This window comes from Vibrio sp. THAF64, assembly GCF_009363455.1.
GTDB classification, from domain to species: domain Bacteria; phylum Pseudomonadota; class Gammaproteobacteria; order Enterobacterales; family Vibrionaceae; genus Vibrio; species Vibrio coralliilyticus.
This window is the reverse complement of sequence record NZ_CP045355.1, coordinates 2,158,146-2,177,782: the sequence shown is the minus strand read 5'-3', so window position 1 is coordinate 2,177,782 and position 19,637 is coordinate 2,158,146. Positions and strand designations below refer to the sequence as shown.

Genomic DNA, 19,637 nt, shown 5'->3' with positions numbered 1-19,637 from the left:
TTCTATACGTGTGCGCTTTCCTGTTGAGTGGTGGAGGGTTTGGCCTTGCCAAGCTTCTGAGCCATCACTTCTTCCATTTTTTCCAGCGCAACACCTTTGGTTTCTGGTACATATCTGACCACAAAATACATGCAGATCATAGAGAGAGCAGCAAATAACCAGAAGCTGAACCCGCCATTAAACTGCTCCTTGAGGAAGGCATTTTCATTGAGCATTGGGAATGATTGCGTGACGACAAAGCCTGCACACCACTGAGCACCGACAGCGATCGCCATTGCTCTTGAGCGGATACTATTCGGGAAAATCTCTGAAATCATAGTCCAGCACGCACAGCCCCACGAGGTCGCATAAGAGACTACGTACAAGCAAAGTGCAAACAGTGCAGAGTAACCCTCAGACTGGTTGTAAACCACAAAACCCACATAAGTCATGCTCAGAGCACAGCCAAGCGTACCCCATTTCATTAACGGTAATCTTCCCACTTTATCAATCAGGTACATACCCAACGCATTGCCGAGAATAAACACTAAACCAATAAAGGTGGTTTGGAATAGCGCGTTTTCCGTGCTGCCTACAATGGGTTTTAGGATCTCTGGGGTGTAATACATGATGACGTTGATCCCTGTGAACTGCTGCGCCGCGGCAACAAAGGTACCGACAGCGACGATTGACAGCATAAGGGGAGATTTAAGGCTGACTTGGCTTTTCTTCACAACACGGCTGGCCATCAAAGAGTCTTCAATTTCATTGATTACGCGTTGGGCATGCTCGGCATCTGAAATGCGGGTAAGTACTTGCTTAGCCTTCTCTTTCTGGCCTTTTAGCACTAACCAGCGTGGGGATTCTGGAATGGTGAAAAGCAGAGCACCAAAGATGATTGCGGGAATGATCTCTGAGCCCAGCATCCAGCGCCAGCCAAGATCCTGAAGCCACATTTCTGTCATACCTTTAGCGATCACAAAGTTGACGTAGAACACCACCGTCTGGCCGACAACAACGGATTGCTGAAACATGCTCACTGCGCGACCACGAAAATCCTTGGGTGCGACTTCAGACATGTACATAGGTGAGACAACAGCGGCTAGACCAACCGCGACGCCGCCAACAATTCTTAACATCGTATAGAAAGTGAAAGTTGGGGCGAGTGCTGAACCAACGGCCGATATAGCAAACAAAATAGCGGCCAAGAATAAAGTGTTACGACGGCCGTATTTGAGTGAGAACCAGCCTGCGCTGACTGCGCCAACAATACTACCTAATACTACGCTGGAAACTGCCCAGCCTGTCTGCGCAGGTGTTAGGCCAAAGTAATTCGTAATGGGGCCAATGGCTCCGGATATGACAGCCGTGTCGTAACCGAAGAGGATCCCACCTAGTGCGGCGACGCAACAGATTTTAATAATGTAGGCAAAGTTTCGTTGACTCTTATCCGTCGAATGACTCGATGACATGTTTCTCTACTCCTTTATATGAGAACCCGTCTCTCGCTCTACCATCGAACAGTGTGAGCTGGGTTTGGATGTTTGTTCACGTAATGGCAATTCCAGTTGGCTGCTGAGTGTCTTTGACGACTTATTAAAATGTTGCAGCTATGTTGGGTTTGTTAATGATAAGAATTTTTCATTGTTTCGGTTTTTTATCCTAGTCGTTCAAAACTTGTTCGGGAAGTGCAGTTAGTGTGTTTTCCGGAAAACTGTTACACAAATCAAATTGTGGAAAATATTTTTCAATGGTGATATTGGTTTTTAAGTATCTGATTTTGTTGTATTTAATTTTAAATGTGAGCGGGGTCAATTTTATGCTTGAGGCCTTATTGTGATTACTGTTAGCAGGTTTTTTCAGCAGTTTGTAAAAGTTTTTTATCGTTTGAAAAATATTTTTCATTTCATGAGTGTTGTTTTATAGTAAGCAGCAACTCAACGAATTGGTGCGATTGAACGAGAGATGAAAAGCATTTTCCAAAAAACACCGCTTTAGCGCTCTGATTCAATCCGTTTTTCGAAAACTTAAATCTTTGGAGTACAAACATGAGTAAGGTGCAATACGGAATTAGCCCACTGACCTGGACCAACGATGATATGCCTGAGTTGGGGGGAGAAATCCCATTGGAAACATGTTTGAGTGAAATGGCGCAAGCGGGCTTTACCGGTACGGAGCTGGGAACAAAGTACCCGCGAGAGCCAGAAGTGCTGATCCCACTTTTAGAGAAGCATAATTTGGTTCTCGCATCAGGGTGGTACAGCGGTAACCTAATGACGCTTACAGCGGATGAAGAAATCGATGCTATGCAACAGCACATTCGCTTGCTTAAAGCCGCTGGTTGTAAAGCGATGGTGTATGGAGAAGTGAGCAACAGCGTTCATGGCGATATTGATACTCCGCTCTCACAGCGTGTCATCCTCAGTATGGAAGAATGGAAAACGTACGGTGAAAAGCTGACCAAAGTGGCGAAGTACCTTTTGGAAGAGCACGATATCAAATTGTCCTTCCACCATCATGTTGGCACCATCTGTGAAACGGAAGATGACATCAACCTACTGATGGAGCTGACGGGACCGGAAGTATTCCTAACGTTAGACACAGGACATGTGACTTATGGCGGAGGCAATCCAGTTACCATGATTGAGCGTTGGGGACATCGCATTGGCCATATGCACTTTAAAGATTTGCGTCTTGGCGTGATGAAAACGGCTCGTGACGCCGATAAATCTTTCCTCAATGCCGTGCTTGATGGCGTCTTTACCGTCCCAGGTACAGGTGATGTTAATTATGACGATGTCTTTGCTGCCCTCAAAGCGCGCAACTATGAAGGCTGGTTGCTGGTGGAAGCTGAACAAGATCCAGCCAAAGCACATCCGCTCACATTTGCAAAAACCGCCTACGAAAATATCTCAGGTTATGCAGAAAAATACGGTTTATAACGGCTAACAACGTCATGCAGGAAGCACGCATAAAGCAGGGACGCTTTGCTTAAATGCGCATCAAATATCAATGTGAATTAAAGGTCGACCCTGAGCCTCAAACGAGTGGCTTAACGAGGCTTAGGGACAAAACTAAGGACAGACAATAATGAAAACCATACGTCTTACGGTAGCAGAAGCACTGGCACAATATCTGGCTGCACAGAAAATTGAAATTGACGGTAAAGTCGAGCAGTTGTTTGGCTGTGCATTTGCCATTTTTGGCCACGGTAATGTGACTTGCTTTGGTCAGCAGCTAAAGAATATTGAAGACAAAATTCCTACTTGGCGCGGCCAGAATGAGCAGTCGATGGCAACAGCGGCTATTGCCTACGCCAAGGCTAATCAGCGCCGCCGCATCGGTATTGCAACGTCATCTATTGGCCCAGGCGCAACCAATATGGTGACAGCAGCAGGGATAGCCCATACTAACCGCCTGCCAGTTCTACTTATCTCAGGAGACGCGTATGTCAGTCGTCTGCCAGACCCTGTTTTACAGCAGCCAGAAAACTTTTATGACCCATCCATCACCTGTAATGACGCTTTCAAACCGTTAACTCGTTACTGGGATCGAATCGTATCACCTTCGCAGTTGATTCATACTCTGCCGCAAGCGATCGACACTATGTTAGATCCGGAAACGTGTGGCCCAGCATTCCTAAGCTTACCTCAAGATATTCAGGGAGTAGCGTACGATTTCCCAGAAGTGTTCTTTGAAGAAAAAATCCACCGTATCCGCCGCCCTGAGCCTGAGTTAGCAGATTTAGAGGACGCAAAGGCTGCGCTGATGAAGGCGGAGAAGCCGCTGATTATTTCTGGCGGTGGCGTTCACTACTCACTGGCAACCGATGAGCTAAAAGCGTTCGCTGAAAAGCATAATATTCCGGTTGTTGAGACGATAGCAGGCCGCGCAACTATGCTGCAGGACAACCCACTGAACGCTGGTCCAATCGGCGTGACTGGCTCAGACTCAGCCAACTACATGGCTGCACATGCTGATGTGGTACTGGCAATCGGTACGCGTCTTCAAGATTTTACAACCGGGTCGTGGAGCGTTTTCCGCAATCCAGACATGAAGCTTATCGCGATGAATGTCGCCCGTTTTGATGCGATTAAGCACCGAGCACTGGCGGTAAAATGTGATGCGCAACGTGGTATGGCGCAGCTGTCACAACTGCTGGGAGACTGGCGCAGTAGTGATGACTGGGCGTCGACGGCCAAAGCGCAAGCCGACGAGTGGAAAGCGGTCGTTCAACGTCGTACTAACCCTCAAGAAGGCGACTTGCTACCAGGCATGTCTTCTTATGCAGAAGTGATTGGCAAGCTCAACAAATCCATGCAACCCGGTGACACCGTTCTGACTGCGGCAGGAGGTTTACCTGCTGAGCTGGCTATGAACTGGCAGAACTACCAGATTGGCAAGTTTGACATTGAGTTTGGTTTCTCTTGCATGGGGTATGAAATCGCAGGGGGCTGGGGTGCGAAAGTCGCAAATCCAGACAACGACGTAGTCGTGCTTGTCGGTGATGGCTCCTACCTAATCCAGAACTCAGATATCTACTCGTCCGTTCTGACGGGTCACAAGATGATTGTGGTTGTGTGTGACAACGGCGGATTCGCCGTGATCAATAAACTGCAAACCAACACAGGTAACCAGTCATTCAATAACTTACTGGAAGATTGTCGACGCCCTGATGGTGAGTTGGCACGTGTGGACTTCGCTAAGCATGCGGAAGCGCAAGGCGCGATCAGCGAGAAACTGACCGACATTACTGAGTTTGATGCTGCGTTCCAGCGCGCTAAAGAAGCGGATCGCACCTACGTCATTGTGGTCGATATCGATCCTATCTCTCCTGCAACTTGGTCTAAATGCGACTGTTGGTGGGAAGTTGGACTACCAGAAGTAACTCGCAGCGAAGAGACCGCCAGCATTGTGGCGGAGTGGGAAGAAGGCCGAGTCAATCAACGTCGTGGCGTCTAAAAAGTTATTAGTGCATTGTTAAGCCGCTCTGAAAAGTGTGGCGTTAAGAAGGAATTGAAACATGTTTAATGAAGAGCGTCGATTTGAACAACCTATTCGCTGGGCAATGGTCGGTGGCGGGCGTGGTAGCCAGATTGGTTATTCTCACCGTAATGCTGCGCAGCGTGATGGCTTATTTAAGTTAGTTGCGGGTGCATTCGATTTGGATGCCGAGCGTTGTCGTGATTTCGGCACCAATTTAGGTCTGGATAGCGATCGTTGCTACTCAAGCTATAAAGAGATGTTTGCCGCCGAAGCGCAGAGAGAGGATGGTATTCAGGCGGTATCAATCGCAACGCCGAATTCGACTCATTACGAGATCTGTAAAGCGGCGCTGGAAGCTAATCTGCACGTGGTGTGCGAAAAACCTATTACCTTTACTGTGGCTGAAGCCGAAGAACTGAAAACCATCGCAGCGCAGAACAACCGCGTACTTGGAGTTATGTACGGCTATACGGGCTTCCCTATGGTCCAGCAGGCGCGTGAGATGGTTCAACGTGGTGATTTGGGTGAGATACGTGTTGTAAACATGACCTTTGCGCATGGTTTCCACAACATTGAGCATGAAAAGAATGACCCTGGCTTAAAGTGGCGTGTTAGCCCTGAAGTATCGGGCCCTACCTACGTGATTGGTGACATTGGTACACACGCTTTTTACCTGTGTGAAATGATCACAGGACTGGAGGTCAAACGTCTGGCTTGTATGCGCCAAAGCTTCATCGAATCACGTGCTCCTCTGGAAGATAACGCTCATGTAATGATGGAATTTGAAGGCGGCGCAGTAGGCACTTTGTGGGCGTCTGCAGTTAACTCGGGGGCTATGCATCAGCAGAAGATTCGCATCGTTGGCGAAAAAGCATCCATTGAGTGGTGGGATGAGCATCCAAACCAACTTAAGTATGAAATTCAGGGTGAGCCACCACGTCTATTAGACCGTGGTATGGGTTACCTGCATAACGACGCAGAGGGTGTGGCCTCGAACCGCATTGGCGGTGGTCATGCGGAAGGTTACTTCGAGTCTTGGGCGAACCTTTACCACCGTTTTGCTCTCGCGTTTCAGGCGGCGAATAACGATGATCAGGAAACTCTGGCAAATCTGTGGTATCCGGGCATTGATGCGGGTATCGAAGGTGTTCGTCTGTGTGAGAAGTGTGTTGAATCCGCTGACCAGAATGCCACTTGGGTTGACTACAAATAGTCCAGAGATCACAGAGAGGGAACGATATGACCAAGATTGCTATCGAACACGATCGTCAACTCGATGCCATCGTGCTGGGACGAGCTGGTGTGGATCTCTACGCGCGCGAACTGAATACTGATATTCAGGATATTTCTGGATTCAACAAGTTCGTGGGTGGCTCTGCAGCTAACATTGCGGTTGCGGTAAACAAGCTCGGAGGCAAAGTCGGTTTCATTGGCTGTGTGGCCAAAGACTCGTTTGGTGATTACGTCAAACACTATATGAGTGGTTTAGGGATCAATCTGAACGGCATGATGACGGATGATTCTGGCTCACGGACTTCAGTTGCATTCACCGAGATGAAACCTTCCGACTGCGACGTGCTGATTTATCGTAACAACGCGTCGGATCTGACGCTCAAACCAGAGCAAATTGACGCTGACTATATTGCCAGTTCTAAGGTGTTGATTGTCACAGGAACGGCGTTGGCACAAAGCCCGAGCCGAGAGGCGACGTTACTCGCAATGCAGTATGCAAGATCCAGCGGCACCTTGGTGGTACTGGATGTAGATTACCGCCCATATTCATGGCGCACAGACGTCGACGCGTCTATCTATTTTGGTATTGCATCTCAACTGTCAGACATCGTGATTGGTAACCGTGAAGAGTTCGACATGATGGAAACCGTTGTCGCACCGGGTAATAAAGATGATGACGCAACCGCGCAGCGGTTCCTGACGGGCTCAACTCAGTTCGTCATCATCAAAGCCGGAGAGCTCGGCTCAAAAGTCTATGGCCGCGATGGCAGTTACTTCGAGCAGGGGATTTTCCCAGTCGAAGTGACCAAGCCATTTGGTTCGGGTGACTCTTTCGCTGGTGGTGTCATCTGGACACTAGTCAACGGCGGTGAGCTGGAACAAGCGGTCAAACATGGCTCTGCTGCTGCCGCGATCAATGTCAGTGGCACCAGTTGTACGGAAGCCATGCCAACCAGAGAAGCGCTGTTTAATTTTATTGAGACCAGAGAACAACGTTAAGTGTCGGAATGCCACTAGCGTCTTAGGTCTTGCCGGGCCAGTGTGATCAATAATGATCACCGACTACCTACCATCGTGGTCCGGCTTTCTTTTGGTCAGTCAGTATTAAAGGAAGAACAATGGGAAAGCATATTCCACCTTTTGATAACCACAATGAAGCGATTATTGATGTCAATGATGACACTACGCCGTTGTGTTATTTCAATCACGTTCGCCTTGCTCAGGGTGAAACGTTCGATTACATGTTAGACGACTACGAAACGGTTGTCGTTCTGGCTGGAGGCACTTGTAGTGTCACTGTCACTGAACAAAACGGGCAAACGCACGCTTTCGACAATATTGGTCAGCGTGAATCAGTCTGGACCGGAAACCCTGAATCCGTCTATGTGCCTGTGGGTATGACAGCCAAGCTTGAGTGTGTCAGTGACCATGCGGATATCATGATCGCAGGTGGCCGATTTGAAGAGACACTGTCTCCGTTCTGCGTTCGTCAAAACGATGTCGACATCGTTCAATACGGCTCAGACGATACAAAAACACACCGTAAGATCAAGCATGTACTAGGGCAGAGCAATGCGGACAAGCGTGGTCGCCTATTGGTGAGTGAGTTGTTTACGGTTGGCGCTGGTGGTTGGTCGGGTTTCCCCCCACATAAACACGATGAAGACCGCGTTAAAGAAGATGGCAGCAAAGAAACCCTTTATGAAGAGGTGTATCAGTTCCGCTTTAATCCGGACTTCGGATTCGGTGCTCAGTTTCTGTATGAACATGAGGACGACTTTGGTCCGGTTTACCACGTGCGTACTGGCTCTGTCATAGCGATAGACAAAGGCTATCACCCGAGTGTTGCTGCCCCTGGGTACGAAATGTATTACTTCACGATCATCGTGGGTAAGACATCTAAGTCACTGATTCAACACTTCGATCCGCATCATGAGTATCAGGTTGAAACTATTCCGGGCATCAAGGACATGATCGCCAAATTCAAATAGGGAGCTTTTATGCTGGTTAATTTAAAGGATTTGCTGCCGGAAGCGGCGGCAGGGGATTTTGCTGTTCCTTGTTTTAACGTTTTTGGCTATGAAGACGCCAAAGCCGTTGTTGAAGCTACTGAGGAAACCAATCGCTCGGTCATTCTGGCGTGCAACAAAGACGTGGTGGATTTTTACGGTGTTGAAACCGCGGCATCTATGTTTCTCAATCTCGCTAAGCAGAGCAGTGCACCAGTTTGTTTGCATCTTGACCACACTTACGAGGAAGAGATTGTTTTCCGTGCACTCAAAGCTGGCTTTAGCTCAGTTATGTTTGATGGCTCGCAATTAACATTGGATGAGAACATCCGTCGTACGCGTAATGTCGCGCGTGTTGCTCATGCTTTGGGAGCGAGTGTTGAAGGTGAAATCGGATCAGTGCCTTATGAAGAAGGCCGTGATCACATTAAGTCGATATACACCAGCCCGCAAGATGCCCAGCGATTTGCTGAAGAAAGTGAAGCGGATTGTGTCGCGATATCGGTCGGTAATATTCACCGCCTTACTCAGCCTGTCTGCGAGATAGATTTTGGCTTACTTGACCAAATTGCTGCGCAAGTTGATATTCCACTGGTGATTCACGGCACCAGCGGTATTCGTGAAGTGGACATGCTCAAGCTTAAGCAGAGCCGCGTCGCCAAATTTAACATAGGCACTTGCTTGAGGCAGGCATTTGGTCATGGACTGCGCGACTTGCTCAATCAGGAGCCGGATAAGTTCGATCGCTTGTACTTTATGCAGAAAGTCATACCTGCGGTAAGACAAGAAGCAATCCGAAATTTTGAAATTCTGGCTTAAAGTATTTCCAGAATAGATAGCTTGATGTATTCAGTTGTGCACCAATCAGTTATTATTTGAATTAGAAAAGCTTTTCGAGGAGAAGTGCAGGGTATGACAGTGGAAAACAGCCAGTTGGAATTGGTTCCTGCGGATTTAGATACACTACGTGATCGCGTGGTAAAGCGCTACGATAGGCTCAGCCAGCGTTTACAGCAGGTAGCGGATTTTGTGATGGCCCAGCCCATGCTGGTGGCCGTCGAAACTATGGCGACCATTGCCGAGCAAGCGAACGTGCCGCTCTCTACTCTGAGCCGTTTTGCCAATACTATGGGTTTCTCAGGCTTTAGCCAGATGCAGGCGTTGTTCCGCGAGCAGTACCTGAATCGCCCGCGTGATTATAAAGAGCGTGTGCGACAGGCTCGTGAGCACGATGATATGGCATCGGACTCGCCAGCGGCAGTGTTCCAAGACTTTGGCCATGCCAATGTTGAAGCTATTGAGCAGTTACAAATAGCCGTTTCTCCACAAAAACTCGAAAAAGCGGTCTCTCTGCTTGATGAAGCAGAAACCATCTACATTCAAGGCATGCGCCGCGCTTATCCGGTTGCATTCTATCTCTGGTACGCACTGATGAAGTCAGACAATAACGTGGTCTTAATCGATGATCATGGTGGTATGCTGAAACCTCTGACAAAGCGTATGAACAAAAAAGATGTCCTGTTGTGTGTGACATTCACACCTTACGCGCCGGAAACCAGTGAATTGGTGGAAAATGCGCACGAGAAGCAGGTGCCTATCGTTGCTATTACCGACAACCAAATGACGGAAAATGGCAGCAAGTACGATGTTTGTTTTGAAGTGAAGGAAGGGGAAGTCATGGGTTTCCGCTCGCTCAGTAGCTCCATGTATCTGGCACAAACTCTGGCAGTCAGCCTGATGTGTCGGGAAATCGGTTAATTCTCACTTAATCGAAGGGTCACTATCCTCTGTGTGGCCCAAAATCTTTCAGACTCCCAATAAGGAGCTCTTATGCGTTTTGCTCTTCATGGCATGTGCTCGTTGCACAGTAACATCTTGTCCGATATTCGCCTGGCCAAAGAAACCGGATATCAGGGATTAGAAATCCACACGGAAAAACTCTGGCGTTATATTCATGCCGGATTTACCGCTGAGCAGTTTAAATCTCGCCTTGACCAGTTTGGTATCACGCCCAGTGCGATCGATATTATTGGTGGTGTTGAAGCAACCGACAAAAGCCAGCAGAAAACATTGTGGAAAGAGACAGAAACCTTGTGTCAGTTTGCAGCCGATATTGGTGCGCCAACCATTCAGCTTAACGCTTTTGAAGGGCTGAACGGGCTTAGCGTCGAAGACAATATTCAACTGACGGCACGAAACATACGTTCCATTACCGATATTGGCCGAGATTTTGGCATCCGCTTTCAATACGAAGGTGCGGCATGGACACCCATCGCTAAACTCAGTGATTGCCTCAAATTGCATGATGCGGTGGCTAGAGACAATTTTGGTTTTGTGCTTGATACCTGGCATTTCTGGGCCTGCCGTGGCGCATCACCAGAAGAGTTCGCCTCGTTGGATTCATCTCTGATTTATAACATCCACATTTCTGATGGCAAACGTCCTGAACCTAATCAAGAATGGCCTGACGAAAGGTTACTGCGTGGTTATTTACCAAGTGATGGCGATATCCCGCTAAAGGAATATCTTGATGCTATTCGTGCCACTGGCTATGACGGATTTTATTCCGGCGAGTTCCTAAATGATCAACTGTGGGAACATGATCATCATGATGTTGCGTCGGCGATGTTAGAGCGTATGAAGGGCTTACTTTTAACTAGCTAGTCGTTTCAGTATTTGAACCACCTTTGGCTATTTGTTACTCAGTCCACAAAATGAATATTTCAAACTAAAATATTGGTGAAATAATTATTTCATTTGATAGTGTAATGGAAAATTCGTTTTATTGTGAAGAATGGAGTGTCTCGCAATGTCGTATCTGCTTTCCAAATATCAGCCCGATGGTGCGCAAGGGCTTGTGCAGTCTATTACGCCGCAATCGGCTGGCTGGCAATACGTTGGCTTTAAGGTTTACGAGTTGAACACTGGTGATTCGATACAACTCGATGCTAATGAGGATGAGCTCTGTCTGGTATTGATTGCTGGCAAAGCGACCATTTCTACCGATAGCCAGAGTTTTGAAAACATCGGTCAGCGTATGTCTCCGTTTGAGAAAACCAAGCCTTACGCTGTGTATGTGGCGCCAAAAGAAACGGTGCAGGTTGTGGCAAATACTCAGCTAGAACTGGCCGTATGTCAGGCGCCGGGGAAGGGAAACTTTCCAACTCGCCTGATCGCTCCGCAAGATATTGATGCGGAACATCGCGGTCAGGGACAGAATCAGCGCTATGTGCACAATATTCTTCCTGATGACAAAGAAGCAGATAGCTTGTTAGTGGTTGAGGTGTACACCGACGAAGGCTGCACCAGTTCGTATCCGAGTCATAAACACGATCAAGATGCAGAGCCTGAGGAAACTTATCTCGAAGAAACCTACTACCACCGACTCGATCCTGAGCAAGGGTTCTGTATGCAGCGCGTGTATACCGATGATCGCGAGTTGGATGAGTGTATGGCGGTTTATAACAAAGACGTGGTTATGGTGCCAAAAGGTTACCACCCAGTAGCGACAATGGCGGGCTATAACAGCTACTACCTCAATGTGATGGCGGGCCCAACCCGAAAGTGGTTGTTCACATGGGAAAAAGACCACGCTTGGATCAATTCTGAGCAATACGCAAAGAGTTCAGATACTGAGTGATTAGCCTGAGTAAGAACTTATATCGCTAAAGTTTGAGCGTACATAAGCGCTCCTGAAAAGTGCGTCACCCCCAATCACGCACATTTATGCCCACTGAGATATGCCAGTGGGCCTCTTTCCTACCTAATCTGTAAGGAGTACAGAATGTTTAATATCGCACTGTTTGGAGCAGGGCGGATTGGACAAGTGCATGCTGTTAACATTGCCAATCACCCGGAAACCCGTTTGTTTTCTGTCATCGACCCTTATGACGTTAATGCCAATATGCTGTGTCAGCAGTATGGCGCTAAGCGACAGAGTATCGAAGAAGCAATGCAAGACAGTGAGATTGATGCTGTGTGTATTTGTTCTGCAACGGATACACACGCTGATTTGATCGAACTGGCGGCAAAAGCAGGGAAAGCCATTTTCTGTGAGAAACCGATCGATCTTGATTTGAGCCGAGTCAGAGACTGTTTAGCGGTGGTTAAGCAGCATCAAGTTCCGATGCTAGTCGGTTTTAACCGACGTTACGATCCTCAATTCAGAACACTGAAAAACAAATTGAACCAGGGAGCAATTGGTGAGCCTGCGACACTGACCATAACGTCTCGTGATCCAGAACCACCGGGCGCTGATTACGTTAAGGTGTCTGGAGGCATGTTCCGCGACATGACCATTCACGACTTAGATATGGCGCGTTTTATTCTTGGAGAAGATCCTGTTTCCATTACGGCGCATGGCAGCTGTAAAGTGAACCCAGAAATCGGAGCTGCGGGTGATATCGACACTGGCGTCTTGGTGTTGGAATTTCCTTCCGGTGCAATGGCAACGATCCAGAACAGTCGCCGCTCAGGTTATGGTTATGATCAACGTATCGAGCTTCATGGTGAGCTTGGCATGCTTCAGGCGGCAAACCAAAATGAAAACTTGGTCAGCCAGATTAGCGAGCAGGGCAGGCAATCAGCCAAGCCAATGCATTTCTTCCTAGAGCGATACAAAGACGCTTACATCGCCGAATGGCAACACTTTGTTGATGTGCTCAATGGCGCTGAGCCTGAGTGTTCAGGTGATGATGGCGAATATGCACTCAGACTGGCTGATGCGGCGCTGGAATCACTGCGTAGCAAAAAGACCGTTTCACTATAAGAAATTCAACCGGAAGCCCATTTAGGTTTCCGGTTCGTTTTACCTCGTTAGCAAACGTCGCTGGTTTCTTTGTGAACGTTAGCGGTTTGGTAGCCCGTCGGCGCTGACAGAAGTGTCTGCTTGATGGCGACCACATCATGTTCGTTGCAGTTACGTTCAAGCTCGCTTAAGACTAACGCCATCTCCTGCCAATTAAGCTTCTCTTCCATGGCCGTCATTATTTTGTGATGGCAGGTTTCTTCTACGTTTCCGCCAATCAGTAACTCTTCATACAGTTTCTCGCCCGGACGGAGGCCAATGAACTGGATAGCAATTTCATCGTGATGTGTGTTGCCCAGTAAACCTTCTTTCTTACCCGATAATTGAATCATCTTACGTGCCAGCTCAACGATCTTGACCGGCTCGCCCATATCCAGCACAAACACCTGTCCATTGTGGCCCATAGCGCTGGCTTGAATGACCAGTTCCGCTGCTTCTTGAGTAAGCATGAAATAGCGGACGATTTCTGGGTGAGTAATAGTGATTGGGCCGCCTGCTTCGATCTGTTTTTTGAACAGTGGAACAACCGAACCCGATGAACCAAGGACATTGCCAAATCGGACAATGGTAAAGGTAGTCGCGGTTTTTTTGTCTGCTAAAGCTTGCAGAACTAACTCAGCCAGTCGTTTACTGGCGCCCATAATATTGGTCGGCCTGACTGCCTTATCCGTGGAGATAAGGGTAAAGTTTTCTACTTTGGCCTCAATCGCGGCTTGAGCACACGATAACGTACCAAACACATTATTCTGGATGCCAGCGATGATATTATCTTCGACCAACGGAACATGTTTATAGGCGGCGGTGTGGTAGATAGTATCCACATTGTGGTTTTTCATGAGCGTAATCAGGCGTTGCTCGGTTTGAACTGAGCCCAGTATTGGAACGATTTTTACAGTGCTCGCGTTTGTTATGGAGCTGGCACTTAACTCTTGATCAATTTGATAGAGGTTATATTCATTCAGCTCAAACAGAATCAGGCTTTTGGGGTTTTGCTTGAGCACTTGTCGGCACAATTCCGAGCCAATCGAGCCGCCAGCGCCTGTCACCATGACATTCTTGCCGGTAATGTTTTTTGCCAGTAGCTGCTGGTTTGAAGTGATCGCCTCACGCCCGAGTAAAGCGGCAATGTTCAGGCTAGGATCATTCATTGGAGGCAAATGCTTTACGATAATAGGCTCTTGCTGCCCTCCGGTTCTAAGGTCTAGTTTGGCAACGCCTTCAGCAGACATCGCCGCAGGTTGTAATGGCTCTCTGCTTGAAATATCACATACACTTGTCATGGTCGCTTCCTGATTTCACTCAATAGCAATGATTTATGCCCGATAATGTTAAAAAGGTTCTGGGCGGCTCATTGGGTTGATTGCCCTGATTAACTGACGCTCCGGACGATGTCTTCCCAGCTCTCCGCCAACATACGTTCTGTAATCGGTAACTGGTGCTTATCGTGGATGTAATGGCAGTTGTTATGTGTCGCTTCCGACCCAGCAGTTTCTGCTTTGGGGTGTGGGATGTGGTAGGCCTTGGCATCCAACAGTAGCGTAAACTTATGTCCGGCGTTAAATAGCCTCAGCCCCAGCTCGACATCTTCGCCGCCCCAATGGGTAAAGTTCTCATCAAAACCGCCGGCTTCAACAAAATCAGAGGTTTTAGCAAATAGGTGTCCACCCCAGAAAAACAGCCACGGATGAGTGTCGAAGCCTCTCATATGCCCGATTTGATTGAGCAGTTGCTGGCGGCAATCTAAATTCGAATCTTGTTGCGTCAAAGAGTCAAACAACGTGTTGAAATCGTTGTTATCGAGTAACTGAGAGAAGGTATTGTTTGCGACGAAATGCTCTTCAAAACCGTGGCAGAATCCAATCTGGATGTGATCTGGGTTTCTTTCCATTTCGGCAAGATGTATTTGCAGTGCGTGCTGTTCTAGGACTACGCCGCTGTCCAAATAAAATAGGTATTCGCCAAGCGCTTGCTGGCTGCCAAGGTTGCGTGCGCTTGCCGCTCTGAATCCTAAATCGGGCTGAAAGCAGTAACCGATATTAAGACGAGAAGCAAAGCTTTTGACCATCTGTTCGGTATTATCTGACGAGCCATCATCGGCAACGATGACTTCGAAACACTCGGTTTGCAACGACTGTTGGCAAAGTGATTCGAGCGTCTTCTCTAGAAGGTTCGCGCAGTTGTAAGTCGGAATAATGATACTGATTAACATGCTGTTTTCCTAAAGTGATGCGTATTGAGGTGTGTGCTGATGCTTGGCAAGCTTTAAGGCCGCAATACCAATGACTACGCCGCTGGCGGCGACGAAATACATGCCGCTGGTCAGGCCAAAATGCGTGGCGATGAAACCGATAGTCGGTGGGCCCGCTAAACCGCCAATGGAACCAAAGGTGGAAATTAGCGATAAACACCCGGGGCCAATGGCAGCCGCTGAAGCGTAAATGATGGGTGAAACCAAAGAGACGGTTAAGCCGACAATAGCGAATGATATCCATGAAGCGTAAAGCCCAGACAGCCACACGCCTGTTGCAAGTGAAAAGCTGACGATAAGTCCGGCAAAGGCAATCAGGATGGCGTCGTTGTATTGTGAGCGCAGGCTGTCAGCAAAGAGTCGGCCAATGAACATCGCAGCGGAGAACACCAAGACACCCGAAGGGGCGAGCGACGGGCTAACGTCAATCACATCTTTGAGATAAATCGCGCTCCAATCATTCATTGAGCCCTCGATGATGGTTGCACTCAGGACGATGATACCAAGCACTAAGGTTGTTTTGTTGATCAGTTTTGGTTCAGGCTGTTTGTCGTCTGAATCGGATGTTCGGCACTGCTCCGAGGTTCGATAAGCAACGGCAAACAACATCAAAAGCGATACACAAATGACGGCGCCATGAACAATCAGTTCGGACGAAACAAAGCGAATCAGACCCATTGAAATCAAAGCCGCTGCCGCCAATCCTAAGCTGAACACGGCATGCAAGCGGGACATGCATTTAATGTCGTGTTTACGTTCGATGTCACTGCCGTAAGTGTTAATCGCGGCGTTAAGCCCTGCGCAGCATATGCCCTCAATAAACATCAAAACCAAACCTAAGTGATAGGAAGTGTTGTTCATGATTAAAGGGAGCAAACAAGCGGCAATACTTCCTAGTAGCAGTGCCATTTTTCGCGCACCTACATGGCGCAGTAGCCAGATGGTGAGCGGAAAAGCGGAGATCGCACCAAGACTTGTCGCGAGAAGGAAAAAACCGAGCTCCATGTCGGTAATGCTCATGGCGATTTTCAAGTCCGCGAGTCGCGATGCCCAACTGCCAATGTTCAAGCCTAACGCAAAGAACAGGCACAGAGCGGGCATAGTAACCGCCAACCAACTTGGCTGCCGTGAGTGACTTGGCTTTACCATGACTCTAGTCCTACCAATTTTCTGCCCAGAGGAGTGAGTTCAAGCGGTGTAAAGGGTTCAGGATCGAGCTGACCGCGCCAGCCACGTAGCCACGCTGGTGGGCGAGCGTTTTGGTAGCAATTCACGCGCTCTTCTCGTGATTGGTACAACACTGGGGGCACGTGCTCTTTGCTGTCGGCTTTGTACATAGCAATAAACTGAACAAGGCGAGGGTTGAGATGGTGAGTACAAACGTTGCCATGCGGTAAACGGCTGTCAAAGATAACTAAACTGCCAGCAGGGGCATCTATCTTCGTGACGTCTTGCTCGGTGAAAGGGTAGACATCCTCCAGATACAATCCATTAATCGTGAACTGATCAAACAGGCTTGGATCGTGGAACGTGTTGTCGATAATCTGGCGATACACTTGTGGTAGACCACCAAACGCACCTTGTTCTTTTTCTGTATCAGTCAGGTAGATCAATCCCTGGTAGACAGGAATATCCATTTGACGGAAATCATAATCCCAATGCATTCGATTCGAATCATTGCCATATTGCGGTAGGTCATAGCGGCACGGCGGCTTAAAAGAAGCGCGATCCATGGTGACCCACAATTGTTCTTCATTTAGAAGCTGAGCGAAGGCCTGATACACGTCTGGATGTTGACGAACCTGCCAAAACGCTGGGTGATGATGCATCGGGACGGAACCCGTGTCATTGATTGGGTCCTGTTTGTACCAGGTGTCTTTATTGTTGAGATCGACTTCCATAAAAGAGCAGATCGCTTCTATGGATGACTGGCATAACTCCTGAGGAACAACTGACTCGATAACGGTATAGCCTTGTTCTGCAAGCTGCGCTCGTTTCTCATCCCAGTAGCGGGCATTTTTACTATCCATGATTGCCTCCGTGAACTTCTGCCAATACGTCGAGTAGTGTTGATGCGCATTTTTCAATGTGCTCTGCATTCCAGGTTGGGTGGAGATGCAGGTTAAGTGTGCGTTTAGAAAGTGAATACGCCATTGGGCATATCTGATTGTCATACTGAACCGATTGAGAGTCGGTATATTCTCTTGAGTGAAATGGGAAGTTGGCTTTACCGAAACCAATCAAATCCGTGTAGGCTTTTTCACGGTATGCTTCAGGCCACAGCACTTTGGTTACTGGAATACCTCTCTCGACCAGCTTCTTGTAGACGGACTCAGTACGTTGCTCATCAAATGACTGGTCGAAAACAATAGGGAATAGCCAGTAAGCATTTTGTCTGTCTGGAGTATCCAGCGGCAGGCTTTCAATGTATTGGCACTGAGATAAACATTCGCGATAAATGAAGGCATTTTTGCGTCGGTTGAGTAGGTTCCAGTCGTCAAAACGCTTCAGCTCATTGAGACCGATAATCGACTGAATTTCGGTCATTCGATAGTTGTAGCCAACACGGTGATGGATGTATTTTTCCTTTTCTTCCATCTCCAGTAACGCCAGCTTGTGTTTAACGTCGAAACCATGATCTCTAAACGAGCGACATTCCCACGCTAGGCTCTCGTCATTGGTGGTAATCATTCCACCTTCACCACCGGTGGTGAAATGCTTGCTTTGACAAAAGCTAAAGGCCGCTGCATGCCCCAATGTACCGACTTTCTGGCCGTAATATTGGCCACCAATGCACTGCGCGGCATCTTCAATCACCTTAATTTGATAGCGTTCAGCGATCTCCATAATTGGCTGCATATCGCAGACCACACCATACAAGTGAACGACGATAATCGCGCGGGTACGCTTAGTCACCAAAGCTTCAATTTTGTCCGGATTGATTGTGTGATCGGCGCTTACATCACAGAAAATCGGGATGGCACCAGCCTGTAAAACCGCATAGGAAGAGGCGATAAAACTGTAAGAGGGCACGATGATTTCATCGCCCGGGCCAATATCCATCGCACTAATGATGGTGTGTAGAGCAGAGGTACCAGACGAGCAACTGATGGCAAACTCAGAGCCACACCACTTCGCAAAGGCGTCTTCGAATTCTCGCCCTTTGTTTCCAGTCCAGTAATTGACCTCACCAGACTTCAGTGGCTCTATAACATCTCGAAGAGAATCGGGGTGAAATGCGGGCCACTTGGGGAATGTTGTTGTGTGTTGCTCATTCATAATGCTTTCTCTGTAATGTGTTGATATTCGGTGTTGCCAATAGAAGAGCTGCGATTGAGCAGCTGGATAATTTGATTGATGATTCTGTTCATGCCGTTGCTCAGATCGAATGTCTGGAGTCGGTTGGAGATAGTGCGCCTTAGCTGATTGTTGGTGGCGAGTTGTAAGATCTGACGTTCAATAACAGAATGATCTACCAGTTGGCCATTTCCGCAGTATGGAAAAAGGGCATCTCGATAGAAGGTATGGAGGCACTCTCTCGCATTAGCCGAGATCACCACGGTAGGTAAGCGCATAAAAGCGGCTTCAAAGACAGTTCGGCAATTGGCGGTAATCGCCATGTCCACCTGAGCCATCAGCGGTGCGATGTCCTGGCCGATAAACACTTCCGCGTTAAGTGATTTTTCCTGTATGAATCGCATGACTTCTTTTGGCTGTTGATAAGAGCCGCCTAAAGCGATGACATAGTTCAATTGGCAGAGGTAGTCGTTGCGGGCAATGACTTCCAAGGTTTTTTGGGTTAGATTGCTTGGGTCTTCGCCACCAAAAGTCAGCAGAATGCTACGTACCGAAGGGCTTAAGGTGTTGCTGATTTTTCGGTGGAGAAAAAACTCTTTTCTTATATCAACATAATCATGGCCAGACAGCTCTTGGCCCAGACCGGTTTTCGGATAGACGGCATTAATGACGCAGTCTGCATGTATTCCACCAGTGCCGAGATCCTCAAAATTGATGATTGGAGTGTTGAGCTTTTTCAGCGTACTCACATACGCTTCGGATGTATTGAGGACATCATTAATAATCAGATCAGGCTTTGCTTGGGCGATGATGTTCAATAAGTCGTCGTCGCTTGCCGCTAGTTGGTATTGTGAGATGTTTTTTTGCTCGCAAAAGGATAAACCAAGGGAGCTATTTGGAGTCAGTACAAACTTGGATTCAATGAAACTGGGTAAGGATTGCGCAATCGTCCATGCACGGTAGCAGTGCCCAAGACCTTTTCCTTTTTCTCCTTTGATGACAAAAACCACTTTGTTTAGCCGCGGTAGCCGAGTATCAATACGCTTGTTGAGGTTTTCAGTGACGTAGCTGTCCATAG

16 protein-coding genes and 1 pseudogene are annotated in these 19,637 nt (G+C 48.0%); 10 read left to right on the top strand and 7 right to left on the bottom strand.

Annotated features, from left to right (window positions below; translation table 11 throughout):
* Window positions 1-2: 2 nt before the first annotated feature.
* Window positions 3-1,451, bottom strand: coding sequence for a sugar porter family MFS transporter (locus FIU99_RS09925; protein ID WP_152472261.1), 1,449 nt, complete (start codon window positions 1,449-1,451; stop codon window positions 3-5).
* A gap of 576 nt (window positions 1,452-2,027) precedes the next feature.
* Between FIU99_RS09925 and iolE the strand changes: the two genes are divergently transcribed.
* The 10 genes from iolE (at window position 2,028) to iolG (ending at window position 12,975) form a co-directional block, all read left to right on the top strand.
* Window positions 2,028-2,921, top strand: a complete 894-nt coding sequence (iolE, locus tag FIU99_RS09920; protein ID WP_006962651.1) for a myo-inosose-2 dehydratase — start codon at window positions 2,028-2,030, stop codon at window positions 2,919-2,921.
* 148 nt (window positions 2,922-3,069) lie between these two features.
* A complete protein-coding gene (gene iolD, locus FIU99_RS09915) occupies window positions 3,070-4,941 on the top strand; it encodes a 3D-(3,5/4)-trihydroxycyclohexane-1,2-dione acylhydrolase (decyclizing) (protein WP_152472260.1) in 1,872 nt (623 codons plus the stop codon).
* Between the two features lie 61 nt (window positions 4,942-5,002).
* On the top strand, window positions 5,003-6,178 hold the full coding sequence (locus tag FIU99_RS09910; protein ID WP_006962647.1) for a Gfo/Idh/MocA family protein: 1,176 nt from the start codon (window positions 5,003-5,005) through the stop codon (window positions 6,176-6,178).
* A gap of 26 nt (window positions 6,179-6,204) precedes the next feature.
* Complete coding sequence (gene iolC / locus FIU99_RS09905) at window positions 6,205-7,197, top strand: 5-dehydro-2-deoxygluconokinase (RefSeq protein ID WP_152472259.1); 993 nt, start codon at window positions 6,205-6,207, stop codon at window positions 7,195-7,197.
* A 119-nt stretch (window positions 7,198-7,316) separates the two neighbouring features.
* Window positions 7,317-8,189, top strand: coding sequence for a 5-deoxy-glucuronate isomerase (locus FIU99_RS09900; protein WP_006962643.1), 873 nt, complete (start codon window positions 7,317-7,319; stop codon window positions 8,187-8,189).
* Between the two features lie 9 nt (window positions 8,190-8,198).
* On the top strand, window positions 8,199-9,026 hold the full coding sequence (locus FIU99_RS09895; protein ID WP_006962641.1) for a class II fructose-bisphosphate aldolase: 828 nt from the start codon (window positions 8,199-8,201) through the stop codon (window positions 9,024-9,026).
* A gap of 93 nt (window positions 9,027-9,119) precedes the next feature.
* Window positions 9,120-9,965, top strand: a complete 846-nt coding sequence (locus FIU99_RS09890; protein WP_006962640.1) for a MurR/RpiR family transcriptional regulator — start codon at window positions 9,120-9,122, stop codon at window positions 9,963-9,965.
* Between the two features lie 72 nt (window positions 9,966-10,037).
* A complete protein-coding gene (locus tag FIU99_RS09885) occupies window positions 10,038-10,871 on the top strand; it encodes a sugar phosphate isomerase/epimerase (RefSeq protein WP_152472258.1) in 834 nt (277 codons plus the stop codon).
* A 145-nt stretch (window positions 10,872-11,016) separates the two neighbouring features.
* The gene (iolB, locus tag FIU99_RS09880) at window positions 11,017-11,847 is read left to right on the top strand and encodes a 5-deoxy-glucuronate isomerase (RefSeq protein WP_152472257.1); all 831 of its coding nucleotides are present in this window, start codon (window positions 11,017-11,019) and stop codon (window positions 11,845-11,847) included.
* Between the two features lie 144 nt (window positions 11,848-11,991).
* Window positions 11,992-12,975, top strand: a complete 984-nt coding sequence (iolG, locus tag FIU99_RS09875) for an inositol 2-dehydrogenase (protein WP_043008464.1) — start codon at window positions 11,992-11,994, stop codon at window positions 12,973-12,975.
* 47 nt (window positions 12,976-13,022) lie between these two features.
* Here the strand turns inward: iolG and FIU99_RS09870 are convergent.
* The 6 genes and pseudogenes from FIU99_RS09870 to FIU99_RS09845 form a co-directional block, all read right to left on the bottom strand.
* Window positions 13,023-14,147 (bottom strand): annotated as a pseudogene (locus FIU99_RS09870) (UDP-N-acetylglucosamine 4,6-dehydratase family protein); the annotation flags it as partial.
* A 236-nt stretch (window positions 14,148-14,383) separates the two neighbouring features.
* Window positions 14,384-15,223, bottom strand: a complete 840-nt coding sequence (locus FIU99_RS09865) for a glycosyltransferase (RefSeq protein ID WP_152472255.1) — start codon at window positions 15,221-15,223, stop codon at window positions 14,384-14,386.
* Window positions 15,224-15,232: 9 nt separating this feature from the next.
* Window positions 15,233-16,411, bottom strand: a complete 1,179-nt coding sequence (locus FIU99_RS09860) for an MFS transporter (protein WP_152472254.1) — start codon at window positions 16,409-16,411, stop codon at window positions 15,233-15,235.
* Complete coding sequence (locus FIU99_RS09855; protein WP_152472253.1) at window positions 16,405-17,292, bottom strand: phytanoyl-CoA dioxygenase family protein; 888 nt, start codon at window positions 17,290-17,292, stop codon at window positions 16,405-16,407. The genes FIU99_RS09860 and FIU99_RS09855 overlap by 7 nt, the downstream gene beginning before the upstream one ends.
* Entirely contained in the window at window positions 17,285-18,541 is a 1,257-nt protein-coding gene (locus tag FIU99_RS09850; RefSeq protein WP_152472252.1) for a DegT/DnrJ/EryC1/StrS aminotransferase family protein, read from the bottom strand. The genes FIU99_RS09855 and FIU99_RS09850 overlap by 8 nt, the downstream gene beginning before the upstream one ends.
* Complete coding sequence (locus tag FIU99_RS09845; RefSeq protein WP_152472251.1) at window positions 18,538-19,635, bottom strand: PseG/SpsG family protein; 1,098 nt, start codon at window positions 19,633-19,635, stop codon at window positions 18,538-18,540. Before FIU99_RS09845 ends, FIU99_RS09850 begins: the two co-directional genes overlap by 4 nt.
* Window positions 19,636-19,637 lie beyond the last annotated feature (2 nt).

Bases quoted from the DNA above. Each gene is read 5' to 3' on its own strand.
- FIU99_RS09925 (WP_152472261.1), bottom strand. From the start codon at position 1,451: ATGTCATCGAGTCATTCGACGGATAAGAGTCAACGAAACTTTGCCTAC.
- iolE (WP_006962651.1), top strand. From the start codon at position 2,028: ATGAGTAAGGTGCAATACGGAATTAGCCCACTGACCTGGACCAACGAT.
- iolD (WP_152472260.1), top strand. From the start codon at position 3,070: ATGAAAACCATACGTCTTACGGTAGCAGAAGCACTGGCACAATATCTG.
- FIU99_RS09910 (WP_006962647.1), top strand. From the start codon at position 5,003: ATGTTTAATGAAGAGCGTCGATTTGAACAACCTATTCGCTGGGCAATG.
- iolC (WP_152472259.1), top strand. From the start codon at position 6,205: ATGACCAAGATTGCTATCGAACACGATCGTCAACTCGATGCCATCGTG.
- FIU99_RS09900 (WP_006962643.1), top strand. From the start codon at position 7,317: ATGGGAAAGCATATTCCACCTTTTGATAACCACAATGAAGCGATTATT.
- FIU99_RS09895 (WP_006962641.1), top strand. From the start codon at position 8,199: ATGCTGGTTAATTTAAAGGATTTGCTGCCGGAAGCGGCGGCAGGGGAT.
- FIU99_RS09890 (WP_006962640.1), top strand. From the start codon at position 9,120: ATGACAGTGGAAAACAGCCAGTTGGAATTGGTTCCTGCGGATTTAGAT.
- FIU99_RS09885 (WP_152472258.1), top strand. From the start codon at position 10,038: ATGCGTTTTGCTCTTCATGGCATGTGCTCGTTGCACAGTAACATCTTG.
- iolB (WP_152472257.1), top strand. From the start codon at position 11,017: ATGTCGTATCTGCTTTCCAAATATCAGCCCGATGGTGCGCAAGGGCTT.
- iolG (WP_043008464.1), top strand. From the start codon at position 11,992: ATGTTTAATATCGCACTGTTTGGAGCAGGGCGGATTGGACAAGTGCAT.
- FIU99_RS09865 (WP_152472255.1), bottom strand. From the start codon at position 15,223: ATGTTAATCAGTATCATTATTCCGACTTACAACTGCGCGAACCTTCTA.
- FIU99_RS09860 (WP_152472254.1), bottom strand. From the start codon at position 16,411: ATGGTAAAGCCAAGTCACTCACGGCAGCCAAGTTGGTTGGCGGTTACT.
- FIU99_RS09855 (WP_152472253.1), bottom strand. From the start codon at position 17,292: ATGGATAGTAAAAATGCCCGCTACTGGGATGAGAAACGAGCGCAGCTT.
- FIU99_RS09850 (WP_152472252.1), bottom strand. From the start codon at position 18,541: ATGAATGAGCAACACACAACAACATTCCCCAAGTGGCCCGCATTTCAC.
- FIU99_RS09845 (WP_152472251.1), bottom strand. From the start codon at position 19,635: ATGGACAGCTACGTCACTGAAAACCTCAACAAGCGTATTGATACTCGG.